The sequence below is a fragment of the Bacillus cereus group sp. N12 genome, assembly GCF_016483575.1.
Classification (GTDB): Bacteria; Bacillota; Bacilli; order Bacillales; family Bacillaceae_G; genus Bacillus_A; species Bacillus_A toyonensis.
In genome coordinates this window covers 32,157-58,393 of sequence record NZ_JAEHBO010000027.1, presented here as the reverse complement: position 1 = coordinate 58,393, position 26,237 = coordinate 32,157, and the positions used below count along the sequence as shown (strand labels likewise).

The window sequence follows — 26,237 nt, the reverse complement described above, 5'->3', positions numbered from 1 at the left end:
TAAAGTTAGTTTGTCTAGCATCTAAAAATAAAAATTGACGTTTCACGTTGTTTGTTTCGTTCAGTTTTCAAAGAACTACTTAGTCGCTCATTTGCGACTTCCTTATGTTAACATCTTCGTTTTTCGATGTCAACTAAGTTTTTCAATTTCTTTTTTGTCGTTTTCTGCGTTTCCGCATCAGCGACGTTTATTAATTTACCATATACTAATCATTAACGTCAACACTTTTTAATAAAAAATTCTTTTTCTTACATAACGAATACATTCTTCTGCGTTAGCAACTCTTCGAAATAAACAAAAAATGATTTTATATCTTTCTTCCATCGCTTTTTTTACAACCTCATGAATACGCTCATCTTCAAAATCAAATAAAAGTTCCTCTAACTCTCTCTTCAATATGTATTCCATTTCTTTTTTCTCTTCTTTCGTCAACATAAGCCCAAGCAAATCATCACCTCAATCATTCCTTACAGAGCAATACAAGTTCCGCTCATTTTTACTTATCAAAAACAAATCATCAAAATCCTATCATTCATTATATCCACCACTTACGATATTAATCCCTTGTTCTCTTTTTTATATTTAAAGCATATATGTAACTGAAAAGGATTGGACAAAGGGGCGTAATATTATGTTTTTCTTTTTTATTACGAGCAAAAGAACTTTTAAACACATTAGCTTAATAGTGATACTTTCCTTATTTACAGCATGGCTACTCTTTTTAAAAACATATTCACATGAATCTGCTTTTTCAACTGCTACAGGTCCTAAGGTAATTTACAAAGGAGATACTGCTAAAAAACAAGTTGCGTTCACGTTTGATATTAGTTGGGGAGACAAAAAAGCGATTCCAATCCTTGAGACACTCAAAGAAAGAGAAATTAAGAATGCAACCTTCTTCCTTTCTGCTGCATGGGCCGAAAGACACCCCGATATCGTCGAACGCATCATGAAAGATGGACATGAAATCGGTAGTATGGGTTATAATTACACGTCTTACACTTCTCTAGAGCCAAATGAAATAAGAAGAGATCTTTTACGAGCCCAAGATGTTTTTACGAAACTTGGCGTAAAACAAGTCAAGCTATTGCGTCCACCTAGTGGTGAATTCAACAAAGCAACTCTTAAAATCGCAGAATCGCTCGGATACACTGTCGTTCATTGGAGTAATAATTCAAATGATTGGAAAAATCCAGGTGTAAATACTATCGTTTCCACTGTCTCTAATAATTTGAAGGGTGGAGATATTGTCTTATTACACGCATCTGATTCTGCTCTTCAAACAAATAAAGCTTTACCGCTACTTCTACAAAAGTTAAAGAGTGACGGATATCAACAAATATCCGTATCACAACTCATTTCCAACACAAGTACGAAAAGTGAAGATGTGAAGTAGTTTCTTTTCTGCTACCCTTTACACATAAATAGCTCTATTACCTTATCGAAAGGTAATAGAGCTATTTCCATCTCACTATTTCTCGTAGTATAACTATCGCTGCGTAAAAATTCAAAAGTACTTTTCAATTAAGCAGCTTTACTCGTTTTTCCGATTAAACGATGTAATATAAGTAACTGATATGCATTACATAATAAAAGTGGTATAACCATTAAATATAACCAATCTGTATCATTAATCCTTAATGCTGGCACCCATTCAAGAATTGTTACAACAACCATAAAGAACAGGGCAGGCACAAATGCTTTTTTATTTGTTTCTTTACTTTTTATATAAGCAACAATCGCTCCAAACACAAATAATATTCCAGCAACAAGTATGTTATTCCCTAATGAAACTTCTCCATTTGCAATGAGTACAGATCTTAAATACACAAAATCAAATAAAACGAATGCAATAAAGAAGAGCTGGACTACATTCCATAAAGATGACGATCGGAACATACCTAGTCCAAAACGATGAATCGTTAAGTAGGCAAAGAACCCCATTTGACTTATAACACTAAAAATAAACCCTACACCCATCAACCAGAAAGAAACTGCTAGAATCTCCTTTACGTCGAAATTTTGAAAAAATTTATCGTACTTGTCCCACTCCAAAACAAACCCAATAATAACCGTGCTGACTCCACCAAGAAACAACGTCGTTAAAAATAGTCGTACCCACTTGCGGCTATTCACAACACATCCCCCATTATCCTTATATTTCTAATTAAATTGTATCAATGACAATTTCAAAAAGCTAGCCATGTTCATGTATAAATTCCTTAAAGATATTTATATTAAAAAGAGAGAACTGTGCTGAAAGGAGTTCCAACTTATGAAACGGATACTACTCGTTTTCGTTTCTTCTTTTCTACTTATTGCACTTGTAGCATGTGCACAAGGAAAAGAAACGAAATCCGAATTAGATTACGATCAAACAAAGAAAATGATTGTTGATATTTTAAAAACTGATCAAGGTAAGAAGGCCATTCAAGATGTATTAACTGATGAAAAAATGAAACAAGCACTCATACTAGATGAAACAGTAGTAAAGAAAACGATTGAAGATGCAATGGTATCCGACAAAGGGCAGCAATTCTGGGAAAAGCTCTTTAAAGACCCTGAGTTCTCATCGAAATTCGCTAAGAGTATGGGGAAAGAACAAACAAACTTAATGAAAACCTTACTAAAAGACCCTGAATACCAAGCAGGCGTTATAGAGATCATGAAAAACCCTGAAGTAGAAAAAATGATGTTGCAAACAATGAAGAGTAAAGAATACCGTCAATATTTACAACAAGTACTAACAGAAACTACTGAAAGCCCACTCTTCCAAGCTAAGATGATTGATATTATTAGTAAAGGTGTGCAAAAGGCTGAAAAAGGTGGCTCTGATAAAAAAGATGCAGGTGGCGAAGGTGGCTCCCAAAGCGGGAGTAAGGAACAACAGTAAAAAATAATAACTATAATAATGAGTGGACAATATATATCGTCCACTCATTATTATTTTATTTTTGCGCGACAGCTGTTTTATCAATTACTGTTTCAGCTATCGTGCGATAAATAATCCCCGTTGTATGCGTATCTTCATATACTGAAGGAGCGAAGTCTTCTTTATTCCAATCAGGTTGTTGAAGTGGAATGCGGCCTATTACATCTGTTTGTAATTCGGCAGCTAATTTATCTCCTCCACCTCTTCCAAATACATACTCCTTCTCACCAGTTACTTTACTTTCAAAATACGCCATATTTTCAACGACACCAAGAATACTGTGTTCAGTGCGCAAAGCCATCGCTCCAGCACGCGCTGCTACAAATGCCGCTGTTGGATGAGGCGTCGTTACTATAATCTCTTTACAAGCCGGCAACATGGAATGCAAGTCTAGCGCAACATCACCTGTACCTGGCGGTAAATCTAATACTAAGTAATCTAAATCACCCCATTCTACTTCTGTGAAGAAATGATTTAACATTTTCCCAAGCATAGGTCCTCTCCAAATAACCGGTGCATTATCTTCCACAAAGAATCCCATTGAGATTACTTTTACACCTAGACGCTCCACTGGGATTATTTTATCTCCTCTTACAATAGGACGTTTTTCTATCCCCATCATATCAGGTACACTAAAACCGTAAATATCCGCATCAATGATACCAACTTTTTTCCCTAGACGAGCTAAAGCAATGGCAAGGTTAACGGAGACTGTTGATTTTCCCACTCCACCTTTTCCACTCGCAACTGCTAAAAATGTCGTTTTTGAATTCGGTGACAATAAAGATTCAATTTGCTCTTCTTCTTGCGGTGGTACAAACTGAGCTAATTCCTCTTCTGTAAATTCTGCAAAACGAAGTCCAACTGTTGCTGCCCCAAGTTCCTTCACTAACTTTACGATGCCCGACTGCAACTGCATTTGTTCCGCAGTACCTGTTTTTACAATTGCAATTTTAACACTCACATGTTCCTTCTCCGGCTTGACTGTTACCTCTTTAATTGCATTTGTTTCTTTTAACGTTTTATGTAAAAACGGATCTACAATCCCTTCTAACGCTTCCACTACTTGCTCTTTCGTTACCATAATTAGCCCAGCCTCCTGTATGAAAAATAACGTAATGTTAATTGAATTTATCTCTCTTTATCCTTGAAATAAATGCGTTTACATTTTCAGTATAACATATTTTCCGAAAACTTCGTTAACGAGAGAAACTCAAAAAATCCCCCTTATTCTGGAGGATTTCCTTTTTCCGTGAAATAACGCAATATACCTCGATATACGGCAGCCGCTACCTTTTGCTGATATTTTTCCGAATTTAACATATACCTTTCGTTCACATTCGATAAAAATCCAGCTTCAATTAAAGCGCCTGGTGTTTTCGCATACTTTAATAAATACACATGAGAAATCGTTTTAGCAGAACGGTTCGTATTTTCTAAACTCGTTCTCAATTCAGCTTGTATAAACTTCGCAGCACGTTCATTTTCAGTTAAAGAACGATAGTAGAACGTTTGTGCTCCTTTAGAACCACTACTAGTTAATGCATTTAAATGAATACTTGCAAAGAAATCGACATCTGGCTTATTAATAATCTCCACACGTCTTCTTAAATCCTCTGCTTTACGTCTACTGTACGACTTTGTATCTTTGTTAGCTAAATCATAATCTCCTTCACGTGTCAAAATAACTAATGCACCTTGCTCTTGCAAATAATCTTGCACTTTTTTTGTAATTTCAAGAGTTATGTCTTTTTCTATAATATCCTTTCCACCAACAGCTCCTCCGTCTGGTCCACCATGCCCTGCGTCTAATACAATTACTTTCCCTGATAAGGGTAAATTCCACGCTCGCCACGATTTTGTAATTTGAAATTCTTGTTTGACTAAAAAAAACAAAACAACCGCAGCGAGCGCAAAAGAGATAATTCGAATTCTCTTCATACCTTTCCTCCTCCAGCTAGTCCCTCTAATTACTTATATGGGACAAGAGGAAAGTTTATGCTTGTCTTAATGTAGCTTTAAACGATATCTTCTTTCACCTTTTTCATATCCTTCCTGCCACCACAATCCGATAAACTGCTGACAAGATTCAAAAAGTAATTCCTCATCTTTTAACTTAATTTCTCGTATAGTCATACTCGTTAAAAATTGAAATAGTGTTTCCGTTAATTGTTGCTCTTCTTCTAAAGCCCTATATTTCACATCAAAGAACGATTCGCCATAATAACCAAACTTACTGTATCTCGCTCCTAATAAATAAGATTCTATTCCTAGTTCAATACAGTAATCTTCATACTGACGATGAAGCTCTTGCATGTGAAAGGCATCACGAATATTTGAACGCAACGTTTTTAATGATAATTCTCGTAGCATCTTCCGCTCGTATTTTAATTGCTTTTCTTTTTGTTTTTCTTTTAAGCTGACAATGACATTCATAGTACTTATAAAACCTCCCTAATACGTATTAGTCTAAACTTCTAAAGAAGAAGCATACGCGGGACGGTAGCACTAAAATATTCCAAACTTCAAAAATAAATAAGAGGAATTAAACATAAAAAAACCCCAACCAAAATGGTTGAGGTTTGTAGTTCGCAAAAATTAACGTTTTGAGAACTGAGGTGCACGACGTGCGCCTTTAAGACCGTATTTTTTACGCTCTTTCATACGTGCGTCACGAGTTAATAGACCTGCACGTTTTAGTGTTAGACGGTATTCTGGATCAGCTTTTAATAAAGCGCGAGAAATACCGTGACGAATAGCACCAGCTTGACCAGTGTATCCACCACCATTTACGTTTACAAGTACATCGTAGTTACCTAAAGTTTCTGTTGCAACTAGAGGTTGTTTAACTACTTCACGTAATGCAGCAAATGGGATATAGTTTTCAAAATCACGACCGTTAATGATAACGCGTCCTTCGCCTGGAACTAGGCGTACGCGCGCTACTGAACTCTTACGACGTCCAGTGCCATAGTATTGAACCTGTGCCAAAGTAAGCCCTCCTTTAATTAATTATCCGCGAAGTTCGTAAACTTCTGGTTTTTGTGCTTGGTGTGGATGCTCTGCTCCAGCATACACGTTTAATTTCTTAGATACTTGACGTCCTAAACGTCCTTTTGGAAGCATCCCTTTAATTGCAAGCTCTAACATTTGTACAGGGTAGTTTGTACGCATTTCTAGAGCTGTTCTTTGCTTAAGTCCACCTGGGTGGTTAGTGTGACGGTAGTAAATTTTATCGTTTAATTTATTACCTGTTAAATGAATTTTCTCAGCGTTAATAATAATTACATGATCACCCGTGTCAACGTGTGGTGTAAATGTAGGTTTGTTTTTACCACGTAAAATGGATGCTACTTCAGTAGATAGGCGACCTAAAGTTTGACCTTCAGCATCAACCACATACCATTTACGCTCAACTTCGTTAGCTTTTGCCATAAAAGTCGTACGCATGTGTTTCCCTCCTCGTTATCTTTTCCATAGAAAAAATCTATTGTTTATCTTAAACACGATTTCCTTCCGGGGCTAATCGTGGTTTTAGAAACAATACCATATGTTATGATATACTTTTGAGTTTCTAATGTCAAGCAAATGTTACACCAGGATTAGTTGTTATAGTTTACTTGCCATAAGTAAAGTCCATGACCTGGAGCCATCTTTCCAGCAAACTGGCGATTTTGTTTTGCTAAAATCTCTGGAATGCTATCAGGATCAAGCTTTCCTTGCCCTACGTTAAGTAACGTACCAACAATAATTCTGACCATATTATATAAAAATCCATTACCTACAAAACGAAAAATTAATTCATCATCTTGCTCAATTAACTCGATTTCAAAAATTGTTCGCACTTTATCTTTTTTGTCAGTTTTTGCCGAACAAAAAGAAGTGAAATCATGCGTTCCAATAAAATAAGGAATCGCTTTTCTTATAGAGTTTATTTCAAGCGGATATGGATATTGATATACGTAATTTCTACGGAATACATCCGCAGTCTTTGATAATAATACACGATAACGATATTCTTTTCTCTCAACACCGTAACGTGCATGAAATTCTTCTGTTTTCTTCTCTACTTGCCTGATAACAATATCATCTGGCAACATTGTGTTTAAAGCATTACTCCATTGCCACTCTTCAAGAGACAAAGGTGTATCAAAGTGTATGACTTGTCCTTTCGCATGAACGGTAGAATCCGTTCTGCCTGATGCCTGAACACGAACAAGTTCACCCTTATGCAATTTCTGTAATGCCTTCTCTATTTCTTGTTGAACAGTACGATGCTGTGGTTGAATTTGGTAACCACAAAAATGCATGCCATCATATGCAACTGTACATTTTATTCTTTCCATCTTTCCGTTCTCCATTACAATCGCAACCATACTAAAATACAAGCTAGACAAAGTAAACTTATAATTGTTACTGTATCGCTCATTTTCCAGCGTAGTTGCCTAAATTTAGTTCGTCCTTCACCATTTCGATATCCACGTGCTTCCATCGCAATTGCTAAATCCTCAGCACGCTTAAAAGCACTAATAAAAAGTGGAACGAGTAGTGAAATAATTGCCTTCATCCTATCTTTTATCGGACCTCCAGCAAAATCAATACCACGTGACGCTTGTGCTTTCATAATTTTACTCGTTTCATCCATTAATGTCGGAATAAAACGAAGAGAAATAGACATCATTAATGCGATTTCATGAACAGGAACCTTTATACGCTTCAACGGCTTTAATAACGTCTCCAAACCATCTGTAATCTCAATAGGTGTCGTTGTTAACGTTAATAATGTCGTCATTAAAATAATAACAAAGAATCGTATAGAAATGTATATCCCTTGCTCTAATCCCTTTTCATGTATTGAAAACCAACCAAGCTGGAATAGTACATCCCCTTCTTTAGTTGTGAAGATATGCAGGAAAAATGTAAAAAGAAAAATCCATAAAATTGGTTTTAAGCCCGAAAGTACATAACGAATCGGCACTTTTGCAAAAAATAAAGCAATGAGTGCATATAAAAATAAAAATCCATATGAAATCGCATTATTTGCTAAGAAAACAACAAATACATATAAAAAGACAATCAACAGCTTCGTACGAGGATCAAGTTGATGAATGAGTGACTTACCTGGAATGTATCTCCCAATAATCAACTGCTGCATGATTCATGACCACCTTTTCGTAACACCTGTACAACTTCATGAGTAAGATCCTCTAAAGATAAGGTAGCCTTTGGAATTGAAATACCAAACTTCTCTTCAATTGCACGTTTATACTTTAAAGACATCGGAAGGTCCACACCAATTTGTTCTAGTTCATCAGCATGTGAAAATACTTCCTCTGCACTTCCTTGCAAAAAGACCGTTCCTTTATGCATGACCACAATTTGATCTGCATACTTAGCGGCATCCTCCATATTATGGGTAACAAGAATGACTGTAAGCCCCTGCTCCTTATGCAAACTATAAAACATCTCCATAAGCTCGTGCTGTCCTTTCGGATCAAGCCCCGCTGTAGGTTCATCTAATACAAGTACTTCGGGTTCCATCGCAAGTACGCCCGCTATTGCAACACGCCTCATTTGCCCACCGCTTAATTCAAACGGAGAACGTGCTAATAACTCTATATCCAATCCAACAAGCTGAATGGCATCTTTTGCCTTTTGCTTTGCCACTTCTTCAGATAAACCGAAATTAGTAGGCCCAAAACAAATATCTTTCTCCACTGTCTCTTCAAATAACTGATGTTCTGGGAACTGAAAGACAACCCCTACTTTTTTTCGTAGTGGCTTAAGCTTCTTCTCTTTCTTCCCTGCTGAAATTAAATGTTCACCAATTTGAACCGTACCATTTGTCGGCTGCAATAAACCATTTAAATGTTGAATCATCGTCGACTTACCTGAACCAGTATGACCGATAATGGCATAATAGCCTCCACTTGGAAACGACACGTCTACATCATAAAGCGCGCGTCTTTCAAATGGAGTTTTATATTGATAACGATGTTCTACTTTTTGGAATGTAATCTCCAAAGTTCGTTCACCAAACTTTCCATTGTAAGATGCGTATTTTGCAAAAGAATTTCACTTCTTTTTAATAATTCTGCTATTTTTACTGAAAAAGGTACATCTAACCCAATTTCTTGGAGCATATGAGAGGACTTGAAAATTTGCTTTGGGGTCCCTTCCTCTAATATTTCTCCCTTGTTTAAAATAATGACACGGTCTGACTGTGCCGCTTCTTCTAAATCGTGCGTAATTGATAATACGGTAATACCTTTTTGATTAACAAGCTGTCTAACCGTTTCTACTACTTCACGTCTCCCTTGAGGGTCTAACATTGACGTTGCTTCATCTAGTATTAAAATAGATGGCTGAAGTGCTAAAACACCTGCTATTGCAACTCGCTGCTTTTGCCCACCAGATAACGAATGGGGCTCATCATTAAGAAAATCTTCCATACGGACAAGTCGCAGGGCTTGTTCTAATCTTTCTACCATCTGTTCCCTTGGCATTCCGATATTTTCTAAGCCAAATACAACGTCATCTTGTACTGTCGTTCCAACAAATTGATTATCTGGATTTTGAAATACCATTCCAATTTGTTTTCGAACATCCCATACCGTTTCTTCTGATAAAACCATTGTATCATTTACAGTAATTGTCCCTGATTCCGGCAAAAACAAACCATTCAATAATTTTGCAAGTGTAGATTTACCTGAACCATTTTGTCCGATAACAGATACCCATTCTCCTTCATATAAGGAAAACGAAACATCTTTTAATGCATACGAGGCTGCCCCAGGATATTGAAATGATACATTTTCTGTCCGAAGTTTCTCTTTTTTCAATACAAGGCACCCTTTCCTTCGCCAAGTTAGCCTTTTTTATATTTAAAAAAAAAGGGCCATGACCAGTTACTTGAAAAGAACTGTCCTGCCCTTTTAATTATCATTATACTAACTCGATAATTACCATTGGTGCTGCGTCTCCGCGACGTGGACCAATTTTTGCAATACGAGTGTATCCGCCTTGGCGCTCAGCATAGCGTGGAGCTACATCAGCGAATAATTTTTGAAGTGCATCTTGACCAGTCTCAGCGTTAGCAACTTCATTGCGAATGAAAGCTGCTGCTTGACGACGAGCGTGAAGATCTCCGCGTTTACCTAAAGTGATCATTTTTTCCACTACAGAACGAAGTTCTTTTGCACGAGTTTCTGTCGTTTGGATGCGCTCGTTGATAATTAAATCAGTAGCTAAATCACGTAACATAGCTTTACGTTGCGCACTTGTACGGCCTAATTTTCTGTATGCCATTCGTAGTTCCCTCCTTTGTTGATGGGTTTAAATCCTCAGTCGTCTTTACGTAAACCTAAACCTAATTCCTCAAGTTTATGTTTAACTTCTTCTAAGGATTTACGTCCTAAGTTACGAACTTTCATCATATCTTCTTCTGTTTTGTTCGCAAGCTCTTGTACAGTATTAATTCCTGCACGTTTTAGGCAATTATAAGAACGAACAGAAAGATCTAGTTCTTCGATAGTCATCTCAAGAACTTTCTCTTTTTGATCTTCTTCCTTCTCGACCATAATCTCAGCATTTTGTGCTTCATCAGTTAAACCAACAAAGATATTTAAATGCTCAGTTAAGATTTTGGCCCCTAAAGAGATAGCTTCTTTTGGCCCGATGCTTCCATCCGTCCATACATCAAGCGTAAGCTTATCATAATTAGCCACTTGTCCGACACGTGTCTTTTCCACTTGGTAAGTTACACGTGATACTGGAGTATAAATAGAATCAATAGGAATTACTCCTATTGGTTGATCTTCGCTTTTATTTGCATCAGCTGGCGTATACCCACGGCCACGCTTTGCAGTTAAACGCACGCGGAAATGCGCATCCTTTGCTAACGTTGCAATGTGTAAATCTGGATTTAAGATTTCTACATCACTATCGTGAGTAATATCAGCAGCTGTGACAATACCTTCGCCCTGCACATCAATTTCCAACGTCTTCTCTTCTTCAGAGTAGATTTTAAGAGCTAACTTTTTCAAGTTTAAGATGATCGTCGTAACGTCTTCTACTACGCCCTCAACTGTTGAAAATTCATGTAATACGCCATCGATTTGGATAGCAGTAACAGCGGCACCAGGGAGTGAGGATAAAAGAATACGACGTAAGGAGTTACCCAAAGTAGTACCATATCCACGCTCAAGCGGTTCAATTACGAATTTACCATATTTAGCATCTTCGTTAAGTTCAACCGTTTCGATTTTCGGCTTTTCGATTTCAATCATTAACTAAACCCTCCTTCAAAACGTCGAAACCCCGGTTAAACAAAGGTATACCCCTTTGATTAACCGAAAGTCCCCCTTAGGCAGTTCCCGATTGTGCACAACAAGCGATGTTTCTGTACGAAATTTCTCGATAATGCATCATATCCATTATAGACAAAAGGGAAAATTCTATACAGAAAAATTACACACGACGACGTTTTGGTGGACGACATCCATTATGAGGAACTGGAGTAACATCTCTAATTGCTGTTACTTCTAGACCTGCAGCTTGAAGAGCACGAATTGCAGCTTCACGACCAGCACCAGGACCTTTAACAGTAACCTCTAAAGTTTTTAAACCGTGCTCCATTGCAACTTTAGCAGCAGCTTCAGCAGCCATTTGCGCAGCGAATGGAGTAGACTTACGAGATCCACGGAAACCAAGTGCACCAGCACTAGACCAAGAAAGTGCGTTACCATGAGTATCTGTAAGTGTTACGATTGTGTTGTTGAAAGTAGAACGAATATGAGCTATACCAGCTTCAATATTCTTTTTCACACGTTTTTTACGAGTGTTTGTTTTACGTGCCATTGTTAGTTCAACCTCCTTTACTTATTATTTCTTTTTATTTGCTACTGTACGACGTGGACCTTTACGTGTACGAGCATTGTTTTTAGAGTTTTGACCACGAACTGGTAAACCACGACGGTGACGAAGACCACGGTAAGAACCGATCTCCATTAGACGTTTAATGTTAAGAGATACTTCACGACGAAGGTCTCCCTCAACTTTAATGCTATCGATAACATCACGGATACGTCCTAGTTCGTCTTCCGTTAAATCACGAACTCGTGTTTCTGAAGAAATACCAGCTTCAGTAAGAATTTTTTCAGCAGTTGTGCGACCAATGCCGAATACGTAAGTTAAAGAAATAACAACGCGTTTGTCTCGAGGAATATCTACACCTGCGATACGTGCCATTCTGAATGCACCTCCTTCTGATTAACCTTGTTTTTGTTTATGTTTAGGGTTTTCACAAATAACCATTACTTTTCCACGTCTACGAATAACTTTACATTTTTCGCAGATTGGTTTAACTGACGGTCTTACTTTCATGTCTCGAACCTCCTTAAAGATTACGGAGTGCTATATTATTTAAAACGGTACGTAATACGACCACGATTTAAATCGTACGGAGATAATTCTACCGTAACTTTGTCTCCTGGTAAAATACGAATGAAGTTCATACGGATTTTACCAGAAACGTGAGCCAATACGACATGCCCATTCTCTAATTCTACTTTGAACATAGCATTTGGCAACGTTTCAAGAACGGTACCTTCGACTTCAATTACATCATCTTTAGCCATTCAATAGTTCTCCCTTCTTCAAATCAGTAACATTTTACACTGCTCTGAAATTCCGGAGAGCCAGCTACTTATAAAGTGGTAAGGATTTCGTATCCTGCTTCTGTAAGAGCAATCGTGTGCTCAAAATGGGCACACCATTTACCATCTACCGTTACCACTGTCCAGTCATCAGATAGTGTTTTTACATATCGTCTTCCTTGATTCACCATCGGCTCAACACAGATGACCATTCCCGGCTTTAATCTAGGGCCTCTATTTGGAGGACCATAGTGCGGGATTTGAGGGTCCTCATGTAAGTCTTGCCCGATTCCGTGACCAACATACTCCCTAACGATCGAGAATCCGTTCTCTTCAGCATGGGTTTGAACCGCATGTGAGATATTTGATAATCTTTCGCCTGGTTTTACTTGTTCTAAACCAAGATACAACGATTTTTCTGTGACATCAAGTAGCTTTTGAACAGATTCAGAAATGTTTCCAACTGGATACGTCCATGCAGAATCTCCATGGTACCCATTGTATTTCGCACCAATATCGATACTGATGATATCGCCCTCTTCGAGCTTTCGCTTCCCTGGAATTCCGTGTACAAGCTCTTCATTTACAGAAGCACATATGCTCCCCGGAAATCCGTTGTATCCTTTAAAAGATGGCGTAGCACCATATTTTTGAATCGTCTTTTCCGCTATTTGATCGAGCTCTTTCGTTGTAATTCCTGGAGTAATATGCTGTTTCAACTCTTGATGAGTTAAAGCAACGATCCTGCCAGCTTCTCGCATGATTTCTATCTCGCGAGGAGTTTTGCAGATGATCATTACGCTAAGCCTCCGATGAGAACATCGATATCAGCAAATACTTTATTGATGTCTTGCTCACCATTAATGCTTTGCAAGTAACCAAGCTCCTCATAGAAATCAAGCAAAGGTTTTGTTTGCTTAATATTTACATCTAAACGATTTGCTACAGTTTCTTCATTGTCATCAGAGCGTTGATATAAATCGCCACCACATTTATCGCACACATCAGCGTTTGCTGGTGGATTGAATTCTAAGTGGTAAGTCGCACCGCACTCTTTACAAATGCGACGGCCTGTAAGGCGTTTTAATAACAACCCTGAATCCACATTAATGTTTAAAACATAGTCGATTTTTTTGCCAAGATCTTTCATAATCTCTTCAAGAGCTGATGCTTGTGCAACAGTTCGTGGGAAACCATCTAATAAGAATCCTTTTACACAGTCTTCTTGACTTAAACGTTCACGAACGATTCCGATTGTAACTTCATCTGGAACAAGAGCACCTTTATCAATAAAAGATTTTGCTTGTAAACCCATTTCAGTTTCAGCCTTCATAGCTGCACGGAACATATCTCCTGTTGAGATGTGAGGGATGTTATACTTGGCAACAATCTGTTCGGCTTGTGTACCTTTACCAGCACCAGGAAGCCCCATTAAAATTAAGTTCATCCTTGTTCCCCCTCAGTACATGAGCATGTAGGGAAGACAAGCCTTCCCACTTACTCATTGCTTGATAAACCCTTTGTAATGGCGTTTTACCAGTTGGCTTTCTAGCTGCTTCATTGTTTCTAAAGCAACGCCGACAACGATTAACATACTCGTTCCACCGATCTGTGCAGATGGAGGAAGATTTCCCAATTTCGTAAAGATAACTGGTAAGATTGCAATCGCTGCTAGGAAAATTGATCCTACAAAGGTCAAACGATACAAGATTTTTGTTAAATATTGTTCCGTATTCTTACCCGGACGAATACCTGGAACATATCCACCTTGCTTATTTAGATTCTCTGACATTTGCTCTGGATTAACCTGAACAAATGCATAGAAATATGTGAAGGCTACAATGAGCGCAACATATATGATCATTCCCACTGGGTGAGAATAGTTAAAGTTTGCAATAATCCACTGCGATACATCATGTTTCGGGAAGAACTGTGCAATAGTTGGAGGTGTAATTAAGAATGAAACAGCAAAAATGACTGGAATAACACCCGCACTATTTACCTTAAGTGGTAAATGAGTGTTTTGTGCTCCAGCATGATTCCCATTCGCTCCTGTTACACGCTTCGCATATTGAATTGGGATCTTTCTAACAGCCTGTTGAATGAAAATAACACCAACAATAACCGCTAGCACAGCTAGTAAGATCAATACAACTTTAACGATACTCATGAACAATTGATCTCCGATATTTTGAAACTGTTGTTGATACACTTGAGATATAACACTTGGGATCGCTGCGGCAATACCACCAAAGATAAGAATGGAAATACCATTACCTACACCTTTAGCTGTAATCTGTTCACCTAACCACATTAAAAATGCAGTACCAGCAGTCAGTACCGTAGCAATGTATAAATAAGTGCTCCAACCAGGATTCAAAATTAATTGCCCACCTACCATACCGTTAAAACCGATTGACATACCAAACCCCTGAATAAACGCAAGAACAATTGTAAAGTAACGCGTGAATTGCGTTAGTTTACGACGGCCCATTTCACCTTGCTTCGACCATTCCGAAAATTTAGGAACAACATCCATCTGCAATAATTGCACGATGATGGATGCTGTAATATACGGCATGATTCCCATCGCGAAGATGGAGAAGTTTTTCAAGGCGCCACCGCCAAATGTATTTAGGATACCTAAGGCATTTAATTGATCTTGTGCTTTCAGTACGTCTCCATTTGTAAATGGCACTGGGATAAACGTGCCAATCCTGAATACGATTAACATCGCTAAAGTGAATAATATTTTACGTCTTATCTCAGCAACGCGCATAAAGTTGGAGATTGTACGAAACATTAGATCACCTCAACTGATCCGCCAGCTGCTTCAATTGCTTCTTTAGCACTTGAAGAGAACTTGTGCGCTTTAACAGTTAATTTTTTCTCTACTGCTCCGCTTGCAAGAATTTTAACACCGTCGTTTAACTTGCTGATAACGCCAGTTTCCAGCAATAATTCAGGTGTTACTTCTGTACCATCTTCAAAACGATTTAACGTTGATAAGTTTACAATAGTAAACTCTTTACGGTTAATGTTTGTGAAGCCGCGTTTTGGTAAACGACGGAATAATGGAGTTTGACCACCTTCGAAGCCAAGACGAACACCGCCACCAGAACGTGCGTTTTGTCCTTTATGACCTTTACCAGCAGTTTTACCGTTACCAGAACCGATACCACGACCGACACGGTTACGTACTTTACGAGAACCTTCTGCAGGTTTTAATTCATGAAGTTTCATTCCCAGGCACCTCCTTATATTAATGAGTTATCCTTAAGCTTCTTTTACAGTTATAAGGTGAGAAACTTTGTTGATCATACCAAGAATAGCAGGAGTTTCTTCCTTAACTACAGTTGAATTCAACTTTTTAAGACCTAAAGCTTCTACCGTCGCACGTTGATCTTGTGGACGACCAATTACACTACGAGTGAGGGTAATTTCTAACTTTTTCGCCATTTGTTTTCCCTCCTTAACCTAGTAGCTCTTCTACAGATTTACCGCGTAATTTTGCAACATCTTCAGCGCGCTTAAGTTCGCTTAATCCGTTCACAGTAGCGCGAATCATGTTGATTGGTGTGTTAGAACCAAGAGATTTCGAAAGAATATCTTGTACACCAGCTAATTCAAGTACCGCACGAACAGGTCCACCAGCAATAACACCAGTACCTTCAGCAGCAGGTTTTAAGAATACTTCACCAGCTCCAAAATGACCGTTGATTGTGTGTGGAATTGTTGTACCAACTAATGGTACAGCGATTAAGTTTTTCTTAGCGTCTTCGATAGCTTTGCGAATTGCGTCTGGTACCTCTTGTGCTTTACCAGTACCGAATCCAACATGACCGTTTTTATCGCCAACTACAACTAGTGCAGCAAAGCGGAAACGACGACCACCCTTAACAACTTTCGCGACACGATTTATCGTAACTACACGTTCTTCAAGTTCTAATTTACTTGGGTCAATGCGATGCATCAATTTTCCCTCCTTTGACCATTAAAATTGTAATCCAGCCTCACGAGCAGCTTCAGCTAGAGCTTTAACACGGCCATGGTATAAGTAACCACCGCGATCGAATACTACTTCTTTAACGCCTTTCTCTACAGCACGCTTAGCAACTGATTCTCCAACTTTCGTAGCAGCTTCAGTATTGCTAGTACCGTTAAGAGCAAGGTCTTTATCAAGAGTAGATGCACTTACTAACGTTACACCATTCACATCATCAATAACTTGAGCGTAAATATGTTGGTTAGAACGGAACACGTTTAAACGTGGACGTTCTGCAGTACCAGTAAGTTTAGCACGTACACGTGCATGTCTTTTCTTACGAGTCGCATTTTTATCAGCTTTAGTGATCATTCTTGTCACTCCTTTCTCTCACCTAACGGGTTTACTTAGCAGTTTTACCTTCTTTACGACGAACAACTTCGCCTTCGTAACGAATACCTTTACCTTTATATGGCTCAGGAGCACGTACAGCACGGATGTTAGCAGCAAATTCGCCAACACGTTGCTTGTCGATACCTTTAATTACGATTTTAGTTGGTGCAGGTACTTCAACTTCGATACCTGCTTCCGGAGTCATTTCTACTGGATGAGAATAACCTACGCTTAATACAAGTTTATCTCCTTGTTTTTGAGCACGGTAACCAACACCGACTAATTCAAGTCCGCGTGCGAAACCTGTAGTTACACCTTCAACCATGTTTCCGATTAAAGCACGAGTTGTACCGTGTAATGCACGGTGTTCCTTCTGTTCAGATGGACGCTCAACTGTTAGTGTATTTTCTTCAATTTTGATAGACATATCAGCATTGAATTTACGAGTTAATTCACCTTTAGGGCCTTTTACTGTTACAGTATTGTCTTCTGCAATTGTAATAGTAACACCTGCAGGGATTTCAAGAATCTTTTTACCAATACGAGACATGTGGTCACACCTCCGTTCGTTTTAAATATATATTACCAAACGTATGCTACTACTTCTCCACCAGTTTGTAATTGACGAGCATCTTTGTCTGTCATTACTCCCTTAGATGTAGAAACAAGAGCGATACCTAATCCGTTAAGTACACGTGGTACTTCATCAGCTTTAGCGTAAACGCGTAAGCCAGGTTTACTGATACGTTTTAATCCAGTGATTACACGTTCATTGTTTGCACCATATTTCAGGAAAATACGAAGGATACCTTGTTTGTTATCCTCGATGTATTCTACATCACGAATGAAACCTTCACGTTTTAAAAGTTCAGCGATCTCTTTTTTGATTTTAGAAGCAGGAACCTCTAATTTCTCATGACGTACCATGTTCGCATTACGGATGCGAGTAAGCATGTCTGCAATTGGATCTGTCATCACCATGTGTTTTACCTCCTTCCCATTTGTGGGTTTTACCAACTAGCTTTTTTAACACCAGGAATTTGACCTTTATATGCAAGTTCACGGAAACAAATACGGCAAAGTTTAAATTTGCGGTATACAGAATGCGGACGACCGCAGCGTTCGCAACGTGTATACTCTTGTACTTTAAACTTAGGAGTACGCTTTTGTTTCGCTATCATAGATTTTTTAGCCACGTTTTCGCCTCCTCTACTTAGCGTTGGCTTCCATTATTTTTGGAATGGCATACCGAATTGTGTTAAAAGTTCACGAGCTTCTTCATCAGTTTTCGCTGTAGTAACGATTACGATGTCCATACCGCGGACTTTGCTTACTTTATCATAATCGATCTCAGGGAAGATAAGTTGCTCTTTAACACCTAATGTGTAGTTCCCACGACCATCGAATGATTTCTTAGAAACACCACGGAAATCACGTACACGTGGTAAAGAAACTGACACTAATTTGTCGAAGAACTCATACATTTGCTCGCCGCGTAAAGTTACTTTCGCACCGATTGGCATACCTTCACGAAGACGGAAACCAGCGATTGATTTTTTAGCACGAGTTACAACAGGTTTTTGACCTGCGATTTGTGTTAATTCTTCTACTGCATTGTCTAAAGCTTTTGAGTTAGATACCGCGTCACCAACACCAGTGTTGATTACGATCTTTTCGATTTTCGGTACTTCCATCACAGATTTATAGTTAAACTTGCTCACTAGAGCAGGAGTAATTTCCTTTTGGAACTTCTCTTTAAGGCGATTCAATGAAGTGACCTCCTTTCTTAAGAAAATTATTTATCTAATAATTCACCAGATTTTTTTGCAATACGAACTTTTTTACCATCTTCTACTTTGAAGCCTACACGAGTAGGTTCACCTGTTTTCGGATCTAAAATCATAACGTTAGAAACGTGAATAGGTGCTTCTTTAGTAATAATTCCACCTTGTGGATTTAATTGAGATGGCTTAGAGTGCTTCTTAACGATATTGACACCCTCAACGATAACACGGTTTTGCTTTGGGAAAGCCACAAGGATAACGCCTTGTTTTCCTTTGTCTTTACCAGTGATTACCTGTACTTTATCACCTTTTTTTACATGCATCTTAATTCTGCACCTCCTTAGCAAGGCAATACCTTAAATTATAGAACTTCTGGAGCTAAAGAAACGATCTTCATGAAGTTGCTATCACGTAATTCACGAGCTACTGGTCCGAAGATACGAGTACCACGTGGGCTCTTATCGTCTTTAATGATAACCGCTGCGTTTTCATCAAATTTGATGTAAGAACCGTCCGGACGACGAGCTCCGCTCTTCGTACGTACTACTACTGCTTTAACAACGTCACCTTTTTTAACAACGCCACCTGGTGTTGCTTGTTTTACCGTAGCAACGATAATATCACCAATGTTAGCATATTTACGACCAGAGCCGCCTAATACTTTAATTGTTAAAAGTTCACGTGCACCAGAGTTGTCAGCAACTTTCAAACGAGATTCTTGTTGGATCATGTTATGAAACCTCCCTTCGGACTAAAAATTCCGATTCGTCTATTTAGATAATAACCGCTTCTTCAACGATTTCAACTAAACGGAAACGCTTAGTAGCAGAAAGCGGGCGAGTTTCCATGATTTTAACGATATCGCCAAGTTTCGCTTGGTTTTGCTCATCATGGGCTTTGTACTTCTTAGAATACTTAACACGTTTTCCGTACAAGGAATGAGTTTTGTAAGTTTCAACTAAAACTGTAATCGTTTTGTCCATTTTGTCAGACACTACACGACCAGTATAAACTTTGCGTTGGTTACGTTCGCTCACTATGCAAACCTCCCCTCAATTTATCGATTAATTCCGATCTCTCTTTCACGAACTACAGTTTTCATACGAGCAATTGCTTTACGCACTTCACGAATGCGAGTTGGATTCTCTAATTGTCCTGTAGCAAGTTGGAAGCGAAGATTAAACAACTCTTCCTTTAAAGCTTTAACTTTTGTTTCGATTTCGGCAGTGGTTAATTCACGAATATCATTAGTTTTCATTAGATTCACCACCATTTTCTTCACGTTTTACGAATTTACATTTCACAGGTAACTTGTGAGCTGCAAGACGTAATGCTTCGCGTGCTACCTCTTCAGATACACCCGCGATTTCGAACATAATTTTCCCAGGTTTTACTACTGCTACCCAGCCTTCTGGTGCCCCTTTACCGGAACCCATACGTACTTCTAGAGGTTTTGCAGTGTAAGGCTTAGAAGGGAAAATTTTAATCCATACTTTACCGCCACGTTTCATGTAACGAGTCATTGCACGACGAGCAGCTTCGATTTGACGGTTTGTAATCCATGAAGCAGCTTGTGCTTGTAAACCGAATTCACCGAAAGCAATTTCAGTTCCACCTTTTGCACGACCACGCATTTTACCACGATGCTCTCTACGATATTTTACGCGTTTTGGCATTAACATATTATTTTCCTCCTTCCTCAGAAGCTTTCTTTTTTGTAGGAAGGACTTCTCCACGGTAGATCCATACTTTTACGCCTAATTTACCGTATGTTGTATCAGCTTCAACTGCTGCATAGTCAATATCAGCGCGAAGTGTATGAAGTGGAACAGTTCCTTCACTGTAAGATTCTGCACGAGCGATATCAGCTCCGCCAAGACGACCAGAAACCTGTGTTTTAATACCTTTAGCACCTGCACGCATAGCACGTTGAATAACTTGCTTTTGTGCACGACGGAATGATACACGGTTTTCTAATTGACGAGCGATGTTTTCGCCTACTAATTTAGCGTTAAGATCAGCTCTCTTAACTTCTAAAATGTTGATGTGTACACGCTTGCCTGTTAATTGGTTAAGAGCTTTGCGAAGTGCTTCAACTTCAGTACCACCTTTACCAATTACCATACCAGGTTTTGCAGTGTGAATTGTAACATTTACACGATTTGCTGCACGTTCGATTTCTACTTTAGCAACAGCAGAATCTTTTAAGCGTACAGTAATGTACTCACGGATTTTGATGTCTTCATGTAATAATGTAGCGTAATCTTTCTCAGCGAACCAACGAGATTCCCAGTCACGGATAACACCGACACGAAGACCAATTGGATTAACCTTTTGACCCATCGATTATCCCTCCTTCTTTTCTGATACCACAACTGTGATGTGGCTTGTGCGTTTGTTAATTTGGCTTGCACGACCCATTGCACGTGGACGGAAACGTTTCAACGTTGGACCTTCGTCAACGAAAACTTTTTCAACAACTAGGTTGTTAATATCCATCTCATAATTGTGCTCTGCATTTGCGATTGCAGATTTTAAAACTTTTTCTACAACTGGAGAAGCAGTTTTTGGTGTGTGGTTAAGGATAGCAATCGCTTCACCCACTTGCTTACCTCGGATTAAGTCTACTACTAAACGAACTTTACGAGGAGCAATACGAACTGTTCTCGCTACTGCTTTAGCTTGCATTGAAGTGCCTCCTCTCATTATCTTCTAGTTTTCTTATCGTCAGCAAGGTGACCTTTATACGTACGAGTTGGTGCGAATTCACCTAACTTATGGCCAACCATATCCTCAGTGATGTACACAGGTACGTGTTTACGACCATCATATACAGCGATTGTGTGTCCGATGAACTGAGGGAAGATTGTTGAACGGCGAGACCAAGTTTTAACAACTTGTTTTTGCTCAGATGCAACTAATTTTTCCATTTTGCTCATTAAGTGATCATCGACAAATGGTCCTTTTTTTAAGCTACGAGCCATTTTGGTGCCTCCCTTCGTGATTGGCGTACGGTTCTAGAAATGAACCGTACTACAATCCCATTATTTTTTACGACGACGAACGATAAATTTATCAGACGCTTTATTTTTCTTACGAGTCTTGAATCCAAGAGTTGGTTTACCCCATGGAGACATTGGAGACTTACGTCCGATTGGAGAACGTCCTTCACCACCACCGTGTGGGTGATCAACCGGGTTCATTACAGAACCACGAACTGTTGGGCGTTTACCTAACCAGCGAGAGCGACCTGCTTTACCGATTTTGATAAGTTCGTGTTGTTCGTTACCAACTTGACCGATTGAAGCGCGACAAGCAGATAATACAAGACGTACTTCACCAGAAGTTAAACGTACAAGTACGTATTTACCTTCTTTACCAAGTACTTGAGCAGATGTACCAGCAGAACGAACTAATTGTCCGCCACGACCAGGCTTAAGCTCGATGTTATGAACAACAGTACCTACTGGAATGTTGATTAATGGTAATGCGTTACCGATTTTAATGTCAGCTTCTGGGCCAGACATAACTTCCATACCTACTTCTAAAGATTTAGGAGCAAGAATGTAACGTTTTTCACCGTCAACGTAGTTAATTAATGCGATATTCGCAGAGCGGTTTGGATCGTATTCGATCGTAGCAACGCGTCCTGGAATTCCATCTTTGTTACGCTTAAAGTCGATGATACGGTATTGACGCTTATGTCCGCCACCTTGATGACGTACAGTAATTTTACCTTGGTTATTACGACCCGCCTTCTTGCTTAAAGGAGCAAGTAATGACTTTTCGGGTCTGTCAGTCGTGATTTCAGCGAAATCATTCGTAGTCATATTACGACGACCGTTAGTAGTTGGATTATACTTTTTAATTCCCATCTCAATTTCCCTCCTTCTTTAGTAAGAATTAAACGCCTTGGAAGATTTCGATTTCTTTGCTGTCAGCAGTTAGCTTAACGATTGCTTTACGACGACGGCTAGTAAAACCAGCGTGACGACCAACGCGTTTTGCTTTCGGCTTGTAGTTCATGATGTTCACTTTTTCTACTTTAACACCAAAGATCGCTTCAAGAGCATCTTTAACTTCTGTTTTATTAGATTTAACGTCCACATCGAACGTGTATTTTTTTTCAGCCATCATTTCCATAGAACGTTCAGTGATAACTGGGCGCTTAATGATATCACGAGGATCTCTCATTATGCAAGCACCTCCTCTACTTTTTCCACTGCCGCTTTTGTCATGATTAGCTTATCATGATGAAGCACGTCTAAAACGTTTACGCCATCAGCAGTGATTACTGTTACTCCAGGGATATTGCGAGCAGATAACTCTACAGATTCGTTTGCATCAGCAGTTACGATAAGAGCTTTCTTCTCAACAGTTAATCCTTTAAGTACTGCTAGCATATCTTTTGTTTTTGGTGCATTTAACACTAGGTCTTCAAGAACTACAATGTTGTTCTCAACTACTTTAGTAGCTAATGCAGATTTGATTGCTAAACGACGAACTTTCTTAGGAAGTTTGTACGCATAGCTTCTTGGTGTAGGTCCGAATACCGTACCACCACCACGCCATTGAGGAGAGCGGATAGACCCTTGACGAGCACGTCCAGTTCCTTTTTGACGCCATGGTTTACGACCACCACCGCGAACTTCAGAACGAGTTTTTACTTTGTGTGTACCTTGACGTAAAGATGCACGTTGCATCATTACAGCTTCGAAAAGTACAGCTTCATTTGGTTCGATACCGAAAATAGCTTCAGCTAATTCGATTTCACCAACCTGTGAACCAGTTTGGTTATATACAGTAACTTTTGGCATTGGAATTCCTCCTTCCTATTGTGAATTATTTGCTAACCTTCACAGCGCCTTGAACAACTACAAGAGATTTCTTAGCACCTGGAACGTTACCTTTTACTAGTAATAAGTTGCGCTCAGTGTCAACTTGAACGATTTCTAAGTTTTGGATAGTAACTTGGTCTCCACCCATACGTCCAGCAAGTTTTTTGCCTTTGAATACACGGTTCGGAGCAACTGGGCCCATTGAACCTGGACGACGGTGATAGCGAGAACCATGAGACATAGGTCCGCGAGATTGTCCGTGGCGTTTGATAACACCTTGGAAACCTTTACCTTTAGAAATTCCTGTTACGTCAACGATTTCACCTGCAGCGAAAACTTCAACTTTTACCTCTTGACCAACCTCTAATCCGTCCACGTCTGCATCGCGGATTTCGCGAATGAAGCGCTTAGGAGTTGTAGATGCTTTAGCAGTGTGGCCTTGTTCAGGTTTGTTAGTTAACTTTTCACGTTTATCTTCAAATCCTAACTGGATTGCATTGTAGCCATCAGTTTCAGTTGTTTTCTTTTGAAGAACAACGTTTGGATTAGCAGCGATAACTGTTACTGGGATTAACTCACCGTTCTCAGCAAATACTTGAGTCATACCGATCTTTCTTCCTAAGATTCCTTTGGTCATGAGTTACACCTCCTACATTTTTAAGTTATATAATTTATAGTTTGATTTCGATATCTACACCAGACGGTAAGTCTAAACGCATTAATGAATCTACTGTTTGTGGAGTAGGACTCACGATATCGATTAAACGTTTGTGTGTGCGCATTTCGAATTGCTCACGAGAATCTTTGTACTTATGAACAGCACGAAGAATTGTGTAAATAGTCTTCTCAGTTGGTAATGGGATCGGACCAGAAACTGTTGCCCCAGAACGCTTAGCTGTTTCTACAATTTTCTCAGCTGATTGATCAAGAATACGGTGATCATAAGCTTTTAAACGGATACGAATTTTTTCTTTTGCCATTATTTTCCCTCCTTCGTTCGCCTATTTCTAAAATAGACCTTCTCCATGGAAATTTCCCCACACCATGCCATGGCAAAGCGGCCGGGTGTGTCAGCAACCTTCCACTTCATCGCAGTCAAAGACCAACATTGTCTATTATACAATGTTATTCGTCTAGATGCAAGCATCTTTTTGTTTGCATCTGCTTTTCTCTACTTTTGCTATTATACATGGCACTTTAAAGAATTTCAAGTTTTCATCTAACAGAATTCATTTTACAGTTTCTGGGTTTTGTTTTGTTGGTTTTATATTACTATAGAAGAAACTCGTCAAAACATAAAAATATAATCTTACTCATTATATAAACACAAACAAAAAACCCAAGGGAGAATCCCTTGGGTTTTTATATCAGTTAAGATTACTCAACGATAGTTGCAACTACGCCGTAACCTACTGTACGTCCACCTTCACGAATAGAGAATTTAGTTCCCTCTTCGATAGCGATTGGAGCGATAAGTTCGATAGTCATTTCGATGTTGTCACCAGGCATTACCATTTCAGTACCTTCTGGTAATTGGATGATACCAGTTACGTCAGTTGTACGGAAGTAGAACTGAGGACGGTAGTTAGCGAAGAATGGAGTGTGACGTCCACCTTCTTCTTTAGATAATACGAAAACTTCAGCTTTGAATTTAGCGTGTGCTTTTACAGAGCCAGTTTTAGCAAGAACTTGTCCACGTTGGATGTCTTCACGAGCAACCCCACGAAGAAGAGCACCGATGTTGTCTCCAGCTTGAGCTTGGTCAAGAAGTTTACGGAACATTTCTACACCAGTTACAGTTGTAGAAGCATTCTCTTCAGCAAGACCGATGATTTCTACTACGTCACCAACTTTAACGATTCCGCGCTCTACACGACCAGTTGCAACTGTACCACGACCTGTGATAGAGAATACATCCTCGATAGGCATTAAGAATGGTTTGTCAGTTTCACGTTCTGGAGTTGGGATGTAAGCATCAACTTCAGTCATTAATTCAATGATTTTTGCTTCCCAATCAGCTTCTCCTTGAAGAGCTTTAAGAGCAGAACCTTTGATTACAGGAATGTCGTCGCCTGGGAATCCGTATTCAGATAATAGGTCACGAACTTCCATTTCTACTAATTCTAATAATTCTTCGTCGTCTACCATGTCGCATTTGTTTAAGAATACAACGATGTAAGGTACACCTACTTGACGAGAAAGAAGGATGTGCTCACGTGTTTGAGGCATTGGGCCATCAGCAGCAGATACTACTAAGATACCGCCGTCCATTTGAGCAGCACCAGTGATCATGTTTTTAACATAGTCAGCGTGACCTGGGCAGTCAACGTGTGCATAGTGACGAGTTTCAGTTTCGTACTCAACGTGTGCAGTTGAGATTGTGATTCCGCGCTCTCTTTCTTCTGGAGCAGCGTCGATTTGATCGTATCCGCGTGCTTCAGCACCACCAGCTTTTGCAAGAACTGTAGTGATCGCAGCAGTTAATGTAGTTTTACCATGGTCAACGTGGCCGATTGTACCGATGTTAACATGGGGTTTAGAACGTTCGAATTTAGCTTTAGCCATTCTAAATTCCTCCTTAGTTTATATAGGTTATTTTATATTTAGACTAGAAAGCGAAACCGAAGTCTCACTTTCTAAGCTTACATA

44 protein-coding genes are annotated in these 26,237 nt (G+C 39.2%); 2 read left to right on the top strand and 42 right to left on the bottom strand.

Annotated features, from left to right (window positions below; all coding sequences use genetic code 11):
- Nucleotides 1-228 precede the first annotated feature (228 nt).
- Nucleotides 229-447, bottom strand: a complete 219-nt coding sequence (locus tag JDS92_RS14745) for a hypothetical protein (RefSeq protein ID WP_000901142.1) — start codon at nt 445-447, stop codon at nt 229-231.
- A gap of 184 nt (nt 448-631) precedes the next feature.
- On the opposite strand from JDS92_RS14745, the gene pdaB reads away from it, so the two are divergent.
- Nucleotides 632-1,396, top strand: coding sequence for a polysaccharide deacetylase family sporulation protein PdaB (pdaB, locus tag JDS92_RS14740; protein ID WP_000464721.1), 765 nt, complete (start codon nt 632-634; stop codon nt 1,394-1,396).
- Nucleotides 1,397-1,524: 128 nt separating this feature from the next.
- Here pdaB and kbaA read toward each other — a convergent pair whose 3' ends face one another.
- Entirely contained in the window at nt 1,525-2,136 is a 612-nt protein-coding gene (kbaA, locus tag JDS92_RS14735; protein WP_001088537.1) for a KinB signaling pathway activation protein KbaA, read from the bottom strand.
- Nucleotides 2,137-2,275: 139 nt separating this feature from the next.
- Between kbaA and gerD the strand changes: the two genes are divergently transcribed.
- On the top strand, nt 2,276-2,893 hold the full coding sequence (gene gerD, locus JDS92_RS14730) for a spore germination lipoprotein GerD (protein ID WP_000821768.1): 618 nt from the start codon (nt 2,276-2,278) through the stop codon (nt 2,891-2,893).
- 55 nt (nt 2,894-2,948) lie between these two features.
- Here gerD and JDS92_RS14725 read toward each other — a convergent pair whose 3' ends face one another.
- The 40 genes from JDS92_RS14725 to tuf form a co-directional block, all read right to left on the bottom strand.
- Entirely contained in the window at nt 2,949-4,016 is a 1,068-nt protein-coding gene (locus JDS92_RS14725; protein WP_000256618.1) for an Mrp/NBP35 family ATP-binding protein, read from the bottom strand.
- 143 nt (nt 4,017-4,159) lie between these two features.
- Nucleotides 4,160-4,873 (bottom strand): N-acetylmuramoyl-L-alanine amidase CwlD, encoded by a 714-nt coding sequence (gene cwlD, locus JDS92_RS14720; RefSeq protein WP_000822443.1) that lies wholly within the window; start codon nt 4,871-4,873, stop codon nt 4,160-4,162.
- Nucleotides 4,874-4,939: 66 nt separating this feature from the next.
- Nucleotides 4,940-5,368: a DUF2521 family protein gene (locus JDS92_RS14715; RefSeq protein ID WP_001101000.1), complete on the bottom strand. Its 429-nt coding sequence runs from the start codon at nt 5,366-5,368 to the stop codon at nt 4,940-4,942.
- A 162-nt stretch (nt 5,369-5,530) separates the two neighbouring features.
- Nucleotides 5,531-5,923: a 30S ribosomal protein S9 gene (gene rpsI / locus JDS92_RS14710; protein WP_000079986.1), complete on the bottom strand. Its 393-nt coding sequence runs from the start codon at nt 5,921-5,923 to the stop codon at nt 5,531-5,533.
- A 21-nt stretch (nt 5,924-5,944) separates the two neighbouring features.
- Entirely contained in the window at nt 5,945-6,382 is a 438-nt protein-coding gene (gene rplM, locus JDS92_RS14705) for a 50S ribosomal protein L13 (RefSeq protein ID WP_001260795.1), read from the bottom strand.
- 152 nt (nt 6,383-6,534) lie between these two features.
- Entirely contained in the window at nt 6,535-7,278 is a 744-nt protein-coding gene (truA, locus tag JDS92_RS14700) for a tRNA pseudouridine(38-40) synthase TruA (protein WP_000439681.1), read from the bottom strand.
- 14 nt (nt 7,279-7,292) lie between these two features.
- Complete coding sequence (locus JDS92_RS14695) at nt 7,293-8,087, bottom strand: energy-coupling factor transporter transmembrane component T family protein (RefSeq protein WP_001186520.1); 795 nt, start codon at nt 8,085-8,087, stop codon at nt 7,293-7,295.
- Nucleotides 8,075-8,956, bottom strand: coding sequence for an energy-coupling factor ABC transporter ATP-binding protein (locus JDS92_RS14690; protein WP_000406524.1), 882 nt, complete (start codon nt 8,954-8,956; stop codon nt 8,075-8,077). Before JDS92_RS14690 ends, JDS92_RS14695 begins: the two co-directional genes overlap by 13 nt.
- A complete protein-coding gene (locus JDS92_RS14685) occupies nt 8,932-9,774 on the bottom strand; it encodes an energy-coupling factor ABC transporter ATP-binding protein (RefSeq protein WP_000711788.1) in 843 nt (280 codons plus the stop codon). The genes JDS92_RS14690 and JDS92_RS14685 overlap by 25 nt, the downstream gene beginning before the upstream one ends.
- 103 nt (nt 9,775-9,877) lie before the next feature.
- Nucleotides 9,878-10,240, bottom strand: coding sequence for a 50S ribosomal protein L17 (rplQ, locus tag JDS92_RS14680; protein ID WP_000331490.1), 363 nt, complete (start codon nt 10,238-10,240; stop codon nt 9,878-9,880).
- A 35-nt stretch (nt 10,241-10,275) separates the two neighbouring features.
- Nucleotides 10,276-11,220, bottom strand: coding sequence for a DNA-directed RNA polymerase subunit alpha (locus JDS92_RS14675; protein WP_000569643.1), 945 nt, complete (start codon nt 11,218-11,220; stop codon nt 10,276-10,278).
- A 181-nt stretch (nt 11,221-11,401) separates the two neighbouring features.
- Nucleotides 11,402-11,791, bottom strand: a complete 390-nt coding sequence (gene rpsK / locus JDS92_RS14670) for a 30S ribosomal protein S11 (protein ID WP_000101797.1) — start codon at nt 11,789-11,791, stop codon at nt 11,402-11,404.
- A gap of 24 nt (nt 11,792-11,815) precedes the next feature.
- Entirely contained in the window at nt 11,816-12,181 is a 366-nt protein-coding gene (gene rpsM, locus JDS92_RS14665) for a 30S ribosomal protein S13 (RefSeq protein ID WP_000090793.1), read from the bottom strand.
- 21 nt (nt 12,182-12,202) lie between these two features.
- Entirely contained in the window at nt 12,203-12,316 is a 114-nt protein-coding gene (gene rpmJ / locus JDS92_RS14660; protein ID WP_000868344.1) for a 50S ribosomal protein L36, read from the bottom strand.
- A 35-nt stretch (nt 12,317-12,351) separates the two neighbouring features.
- Nucleotides 12,352-12,570, bottom strand: coding sequence for a translation initiation factor IF-1 (infA, locus tag JDS92_RS14655; RefSeq protein WP_001029884.1), 219 nt, complete (start codon nt 12,568-12,570; stop codon nt 12,352-12,354).
- Between the two features lie 68 nt (nt 12,571-12,638).
- Nucleotides 12,639-13,385 carry a type I methionyl aminopeptidase gene (gene map / locus JDS92_RS14650; RefSeq protein WP_000582534.1) on the bottom strand — a complete coding sequence of 249 codons (747 nt, stop codon included), beginning with the start codon at nt 13,383-13,385 and terminating at the stop codon, nt 12,639-12,641.
- Nucleotides 13,385-14,035 carry an adenylate kinase gene (locus tag JDS92_RS14645; RefSeq protein WP_001048990.1) on the bottom strand — a complete coding sequence of 217 codons (651 nt, stop codon included), beginning with the start codon at nt 14,033-14,035 and terminating at the stop codon, nt 13,385-13,387. Before JDS92_RS14645 ends, map begins: the two co-directional genes overlap by 1 nt.
- 54 nt (nt 14,036-14,089) lie before the next feature.
- Nucleotides 14,090-15,391 (bottom strand): preprotein translocase subunit SecY, encoded by a 1,302-nt coding sequence (secY, locus tag JDS92_RS14640; RefSeq protein ID WP_000490120.1) that lies wholly within the window; start codon nt 15,389-15,391, stop codon nt 14,090-14,092.
- Entirely contained in the window at nt 15,391-15,831 is a 441-nt protein-coding gene (gene rplO / locus JDS92_RS14635; protein WP_000766083.1) for a 50S ribosomal protein L15, read from the bottom strand. The genes secY and rplO overlap by 1 nt, the downstream gene beginning before the upstream one ends.
- A gap of 33 nt (nt 15,832-15,864) precedes the next feature.
- A complete protein-coding gene (rpmD, locus tag JDS92_RS14630) occupies nt 15,865-16,047 on the bottom strand; it encodes a 50S ribosomal protein L30 (RefSeq protein ID WP_001085231.1) in 183 nt (60 codons plus the stop codon).
- 13 nt (nt 16,048-16,060) lie between these two features.
- On the bottom strand, nt 16,061-16,561 hold the full coding sequence (gene rpsE / locus JDS92_RS14625) for a 30S ribosomal protein S5 (protein ID WP_000554646.1): 501 nt from the start codon (nt 16,559-16,561) through the stop codon (nt 16,061-16,063).
- Between the two features lie 21 nt (nt 16,562-16,582).
- Nucleotides 16,583-16,945: a 50S ribosomal protein L18 gene (rplR, locus tag JDS92_RS14620; RefSeq protein WP_000628818.1), complete on the bottom strand. Its 363-nt coding sequence runs from the start codon at nt 16,943-16,945 to the stop codon at nt 16,583-16,585.
- 31 nt (nt 16,946-16,976) lie between these two features.
- Nucleotides 16,977-17,516 carry a 50S ribosomal protein L6 gene (gene rplF, locus JDS92_RS14615; RefSeq protein ID WP_000086552.1) on the bottom strand — a complete coding sequence of 180 codons (540 nt, stop codon included), beginning with the start codon at nt 17,514-17,516 and terminating at the stop codon, nt 16,977-16,979.
- A 32-nt stretch (nt 17,517-17,548) separates the two neighbouring features.
- Entirely contained in the window at nt 17,549-17,947 is a 399-nt protein-coding gene (gene rpsH / locus JDS92_RS14610) for a 30S ribosomal protein S8 (protein WP_000245511.1), read from the bottom strand.
- Between the two features lie 29 nt (nt 17,948-17,976).
- Nucleotides 17,977-18,162, bottom strand: a complete 186-nt coding sequence (gene rpsN, locus JDS92_RS14605; RefSeq protein WP_001085700.1) for a 30S ribosomal protein S14 — start codon at nt 18,160-18,162, stop codon at nt 17,977-17,979.
- Between the two features lie 33 nt (nt 18,163-18,195).
- The gene (rplE, locus tag JDS92_RS14600; protein ID WP_001080829.1) at nt 18,196-18,735 is read right to left on the bottom strand and encodes a 50S ribosomal protein L5; all 540 of its coding nucleotides are present in this window, start codon (nt 18,733-18,735) and stop codon (nt 18,196-18,198) included.
- 26 nt (nt 18,736-18,761) lie between these two features.
- The gene (gene rplX / locus JDS92_RS14595; protein WP_000558200.1) at nt 18,762-19,073 is read right to left on the bottom strand and encodes a 50S ribosomal protein L24; all 312 of its coding nucleotides are present in this window, start codon (nt 19,071-19,073) and stop codon (nt 18,762-18,764) included.
- Between the two features lie 38 nt (nt 19,074-19,111).
- On the bottom strand, nt 19,112-19,480 hold the full coding sequence (gene rplN / locus JDS92_RS14590; protein ID WP_000615912.1) for a 50S ribosomal protein L14: 369 nt from the start codon (nt 19,478-19,480) through the stop codon (nt 19,112-19,114).
- Between the two features lie 43 nt (nt 19,481-19,523).
- Entirely contained in the window at nt 19,524-19,787 is a 264-nt protein-coding gene (gene rpsQ / locus JDS92_RS14585; RefSeq protein WP_000004106.1) for a 30S ribosomal protein S17, read from the bottom strand.
- A gap of 20 nt (nt 19,788-19,807) precedes the next feature.
- Nucleotides 19,808-20,008 (bottom strand): 50S ribosomal protein L29, encoded by a 201-nt coding sequence (rpmC, locus tag JDS92_RS14580; RefSeq protein WP_000855718.1) that lies wholly within the window; start codon nt 20,006-20,008, stop codon nt 19,808-19,810.
- Nucleotides 19,998-20,432, bottom strand: coding sequence for a 50S ribosomal protein L16 (gene rplP / locus JDS92_RS14575; protein WP_000928969.1), 435 nt, complete (start codon nt 20,430-20,432; stop codon nt 19,998-20,000). Before rplP ends, rpmC begins: the two co-directional genes overlap by 11 nt.
- Before the next feature lies 1 nt (nt 20,433).
- A complete protein-coding gene (rpsC, locus tag JDS92_RS14570; protein WP_000529958.1) occupies nt 20,434-21,093 on the bottom strand; it encodes a 30S ribosomal protein S3 in 660 nt (219 codons plus the stop codon).
- Nucleotides 21,094-21,096: 3 nt separating this feature from the next.
- A complete protein-coding gene (gene rplV / locus JDS92_RS14565; protein ID WP_001148024.1) occupies nt 21,097-21,438 on the bottom strand; it encodes a 50S ribosomal protein L22 in 342 nt (113 codons plus the stop codon).
- 17 nt (nt 21,439-21,455) lie between these two features.
- Entirely contained in the window at nt 21,456-21,734 is a 279-nt protein-coding gene (gene rpsS, locus JDS92_RS14560; protein WP_000124454.1) for a 30S ribosomal protein S19, read from the bottom strand.
- A 60-nt stretch (nt 21,735-21,794) separates the two neighbouring features.
- Nucleotides 21,795-22,625: a 50S ribosomal protein L2 gene (rplB, locus tag JDS92_RS14555; RefSeq protein WP_000511583.1), complete on the bottom strand. Its 831-nt coding sequence runs from the start codon at nt 22,623-22,625 to the stop codon at nt 21,795-21,797.
- Between the two features lie 28 nt (nt 22,626-22,653).
- Nucleotides 22,654-22,944 (bottom strand): 50S ribosomal protein L23, encoded by a 291-nt coding sequence (gene rplW, locus JDS92_RS14550; protein WP_001205558.1) that lies wholly within the window; start codon nt 22,942-22,944, stop codon nt 22,654-22,656.
- Complete coding sequence (gene rplD, locus JDS92_RS14545; protein WP_001127258.1) at nt 22,944-23,567, bottom strand: 50S ribosomal protein L4; 624 nt, start codon at nt 23,565-23,567, stop codon at nt 22,944-22,946. The genes rplW and rplD overlap by 1 nt, the downstream gene beginning before the upstream one ends.
- Before the next feature lie 25 nt (nt 23,568-23,592).
- Nucleotides 23,593-24,225: a 50S ribosomal protein L3 gene (gene rplC / locus JDS92_RS14540; RefSeq protein WP_000160209.1), complete on the bottom strand. Its 633-nt coding sequence runs from the start codon at nt 24,223-24,225 to the stop codon at nt 23,593-23,595.
- A gap of 34 nt (nt 24,226-24,259) precedes the next feature.
- Nucleotides 24,260-24,568: a 30S ribosomal protein S10 gene (rpsJ, locus tag JDS92_RS14535; RefSeq protein ID WP_001040595.1), complete on the bottom strand. Its 309-nt coding sequence runs from the start codon at nt 24,566-24,568 to the stop codon at nt 24,260-24,262.
- Nucleotides 24,569-24,965: 397 nt separating this feature from the next.
- Nucleotides 24,966-26,153 (bottom strand): elongation factor Tu, encoded by a 1,188-nt coding sequence (gene tuf / locus JDS92_RS14530; protein WP_001029617.1) that lies wholly within the window; start codon nt 26,151-26,153, stop codon nt 24,966-24,968.
- Nucleotides 26,154-26,237 lie beyond the last annotated feature (84 nt).

Coding starts and splice junctions, on each gene's coding strand:
- JDS92_RS14715 (WP_001101000.1), bottom strand. CDS start 5,368: ATGAATGTCATTGTCAGCTTAAAAGAAAAACAAAAAGAAAAGCAATTA.
- gerD (WP_000821768.1), top strand. CDS start 2,276: ATGAAACGGATACTACTCGTTTTCGTTTCTTCTTTTCTACTTATTGCA.
- rpmJ (WP_000868344.1), bottom strand. CDS start 12,316: ATGAAAGTAAGACCGTCAGTTAAACCAATCTGCGAAAAATGTAAAGTT.
- rplC (WP_000160209.1), bottom strand. CDS start 24,225: ATGACCAAAGGAATCTTAGGAAGAAAGATCGGTATGACTCAAGTATTT.
- rplM (WP_001260795.1), bottom strand. CDS start 6,382: ATGCGTACGACTTTTATGGCAAAAGCTAACGAAGTTGAGCGTAAATGG.
- rplN (WP_000615912.1), bottom strand. CDS start 19,480: ATGATCCAACAAGAATCTCGTTTGAAAGTTGCTGACAACTCTGGTGCA.
- rplW (WP_001205558.1), bottom strand. CDS start 22,944: ATGAGAGATCCTCGTGATATCATTAAGCGCCCAGTTATCACTGAACGT.
- rplD (WP_001127258.1), bottom strand. CDS start 23,567: ATGCCAAAAGTTACTGTATATAACCAAACTGGTTCACAGGTTGGTGAA.
- tuf (WP_001029617.1), bottom strand. CDS start 26,153: ATGGCTAAAGCTAAATTCGAACGTTCTAAACCCCATGTTAACATCGGT.
- rplV (WP_001148024.1), bottom strand. CDS start 21,438: ATGCAAGCTAAAGCAGTAGCGAGAACAGTTCGTATTGCTCCTCGTAAA.
- secY (WP_000490120.1), bottom strand. CDS start 15,391: ATGTTTCGTACAATCTCCAACTTTATGCGCGTTGCTGAGATAAGACGT.
- rpsJ (WP_001040595.1), bottom strand. CDS start 24,568: ATGGCAAAAGAAAAAATTCGTATCCGTTTAAAAGCTTATGATCACCGT.
- rplB (WP_000511583.1), bottom strand. CDS start 22,625: ATGGGAATTAAAAAGTATAATCCAACTACTAACGGTCGTCGTAATATG.
- JDS92_RS14645 (WP_001048990.1), bottom strand. CDS start 14,035: ATGAACTTAATTTTAATGGGGCTTCCTGGTGCTGGTAAAGGTACACAA.
- rpsK (WP_000101797.1), bottom strand. CDS start 11,791: ATGGCACGTAAAACAAACACTCGTAAAAAACGTGTGAAAAAGAATATT.
- truA (WP_000439681.1), bottom strand. CDS start 7,278: ATGGAAAGAATAAAATGTACAGTTGCATATGATGGCATGCATTTTTGT.
- rplF (WP_000086552.1), bottom strand. CDS start 17,516: ATGTCTCGTATTGGTAAAAAGATTCTTGAAATCCCTGCAGGTGTTACT.
- rpsM (WP_000090793.1), bottom strand. CDS start 12,181: ATGGCACGTATCGCAGGTGTAGATATTCCTCGAGACAAACGCGTTGTT.
- rpsC (WP_000529958.1), bottom strand. CDS start 21,093: ATGGGTCAAAAGGTTAATCCAATTGGTCTTCGTGTCGGTGTTATCCGT.
- map (WP_000582534.1), bottom strand. CDS start 13,385: ATGATCATCTGCAAAACTCCTCGCGAGATAGAAATCATGCGAGAAGCT.
- rplR (WP_000628818.1), bottom strand. CDS start 16,945: ATGATCACTAAAGCTGATAAAAATGCGACTCGTAAGAAAAGACATGCA.
- rpsE (WP_000554646.1), bottom strand. CDS start 16,561: ATGCATCGCATTGACCCAAGTAAATTAGAACTTGAAGAACGTGTAGTT.
- JDS92_RS14675 (WP_000569643.1), bottom strand. CDS start 11,220: ATGATTGAAATCGAAAAGCCGAAAATCGAAACGGTTGAACTTAACGAA.
- rpsS (WP_000124454.1), bottom strand. CDS start 21,734: ATGGCTCGTAGCTTAAAAAAAGGACCATTTGTCGATGATCACTTAATG.
- JDS92_RS14695 (WP_001186520.1), bottom strand. CDS start 8,087: ATGCAGCAGTTGATTATTGGGAGATACATTCCAGGTAAGTCACTCATT.
- rpmC (WP_000855718.1), bottom strand. CDS start 20,008: ATGAAAACTAATGATATTCGTGAATTAACCACTGCCGAAATCGAAACA.
- rplP (WP_000928969.1), bottom strand. CDS start 20,432: ATGTTAATGCCAAAACGCGTAAAATATCGTAGAGAGCATCGTGGTAAA.
- JDS92_RS14725 (WP_000256618.1), bottom strand. CDS start 4,016: ATGGTAACGAAAGAGCAAGTAGTGGAAGCGTTAGAAGGGATTGTAGAT.
- rplO (WP_000766083.1), bottom strand. CDS start 15,831: ATGAAACTTCATGAATTAAAACCTGCAGAAGGTTCTCGTAAAGTACGT.
- pdaB (WP_000464721.1), top strand. CDS start 632: ATGTTTTTCTTTTTTATTACGAGCAAAAGAACTTTTAAACACATTAGC.
- rplQ (WP_000331490.1), bottom strand. CDS start 10,240: ATGGCATACAGAAAATTAGGCCGTACAAGTGCGCAACGTAAAGCTATG.
- cwlD (WP_000822443.1), bottom strand. CDS start 4,873: ATGAAGAGAATTCGAATTATCTCTTTTGCGCTCGCTGCGGTTGTTTTG.
- rplX (WP_000558200.1), bottom strand. CDS start 19,073: ATGCATGTAAAAAAAGGTGATAAAGTACAGGTAATCACTGGTAAAGAC.
- infA (WP_001029884.1), bottom strand. CDS start 12,570: ATGGCTAAAGATGATGTAATTGAAGTCGAAGGTACCGTTCTTGAAACG.
- rpmD (WP_001085231.1), bottom strand. CDS start 16,047: ATGGCGAAAAAGTTAGAAATTACCCTCACTCGTAGTGTAATTGGTCGT.
- rpsH (WP_000245511.1), bottom strand. CDS start 17,947: ATGGTGATGACAGATCCAATTGCAGACATGCTTACTCGCATCCGTAAT.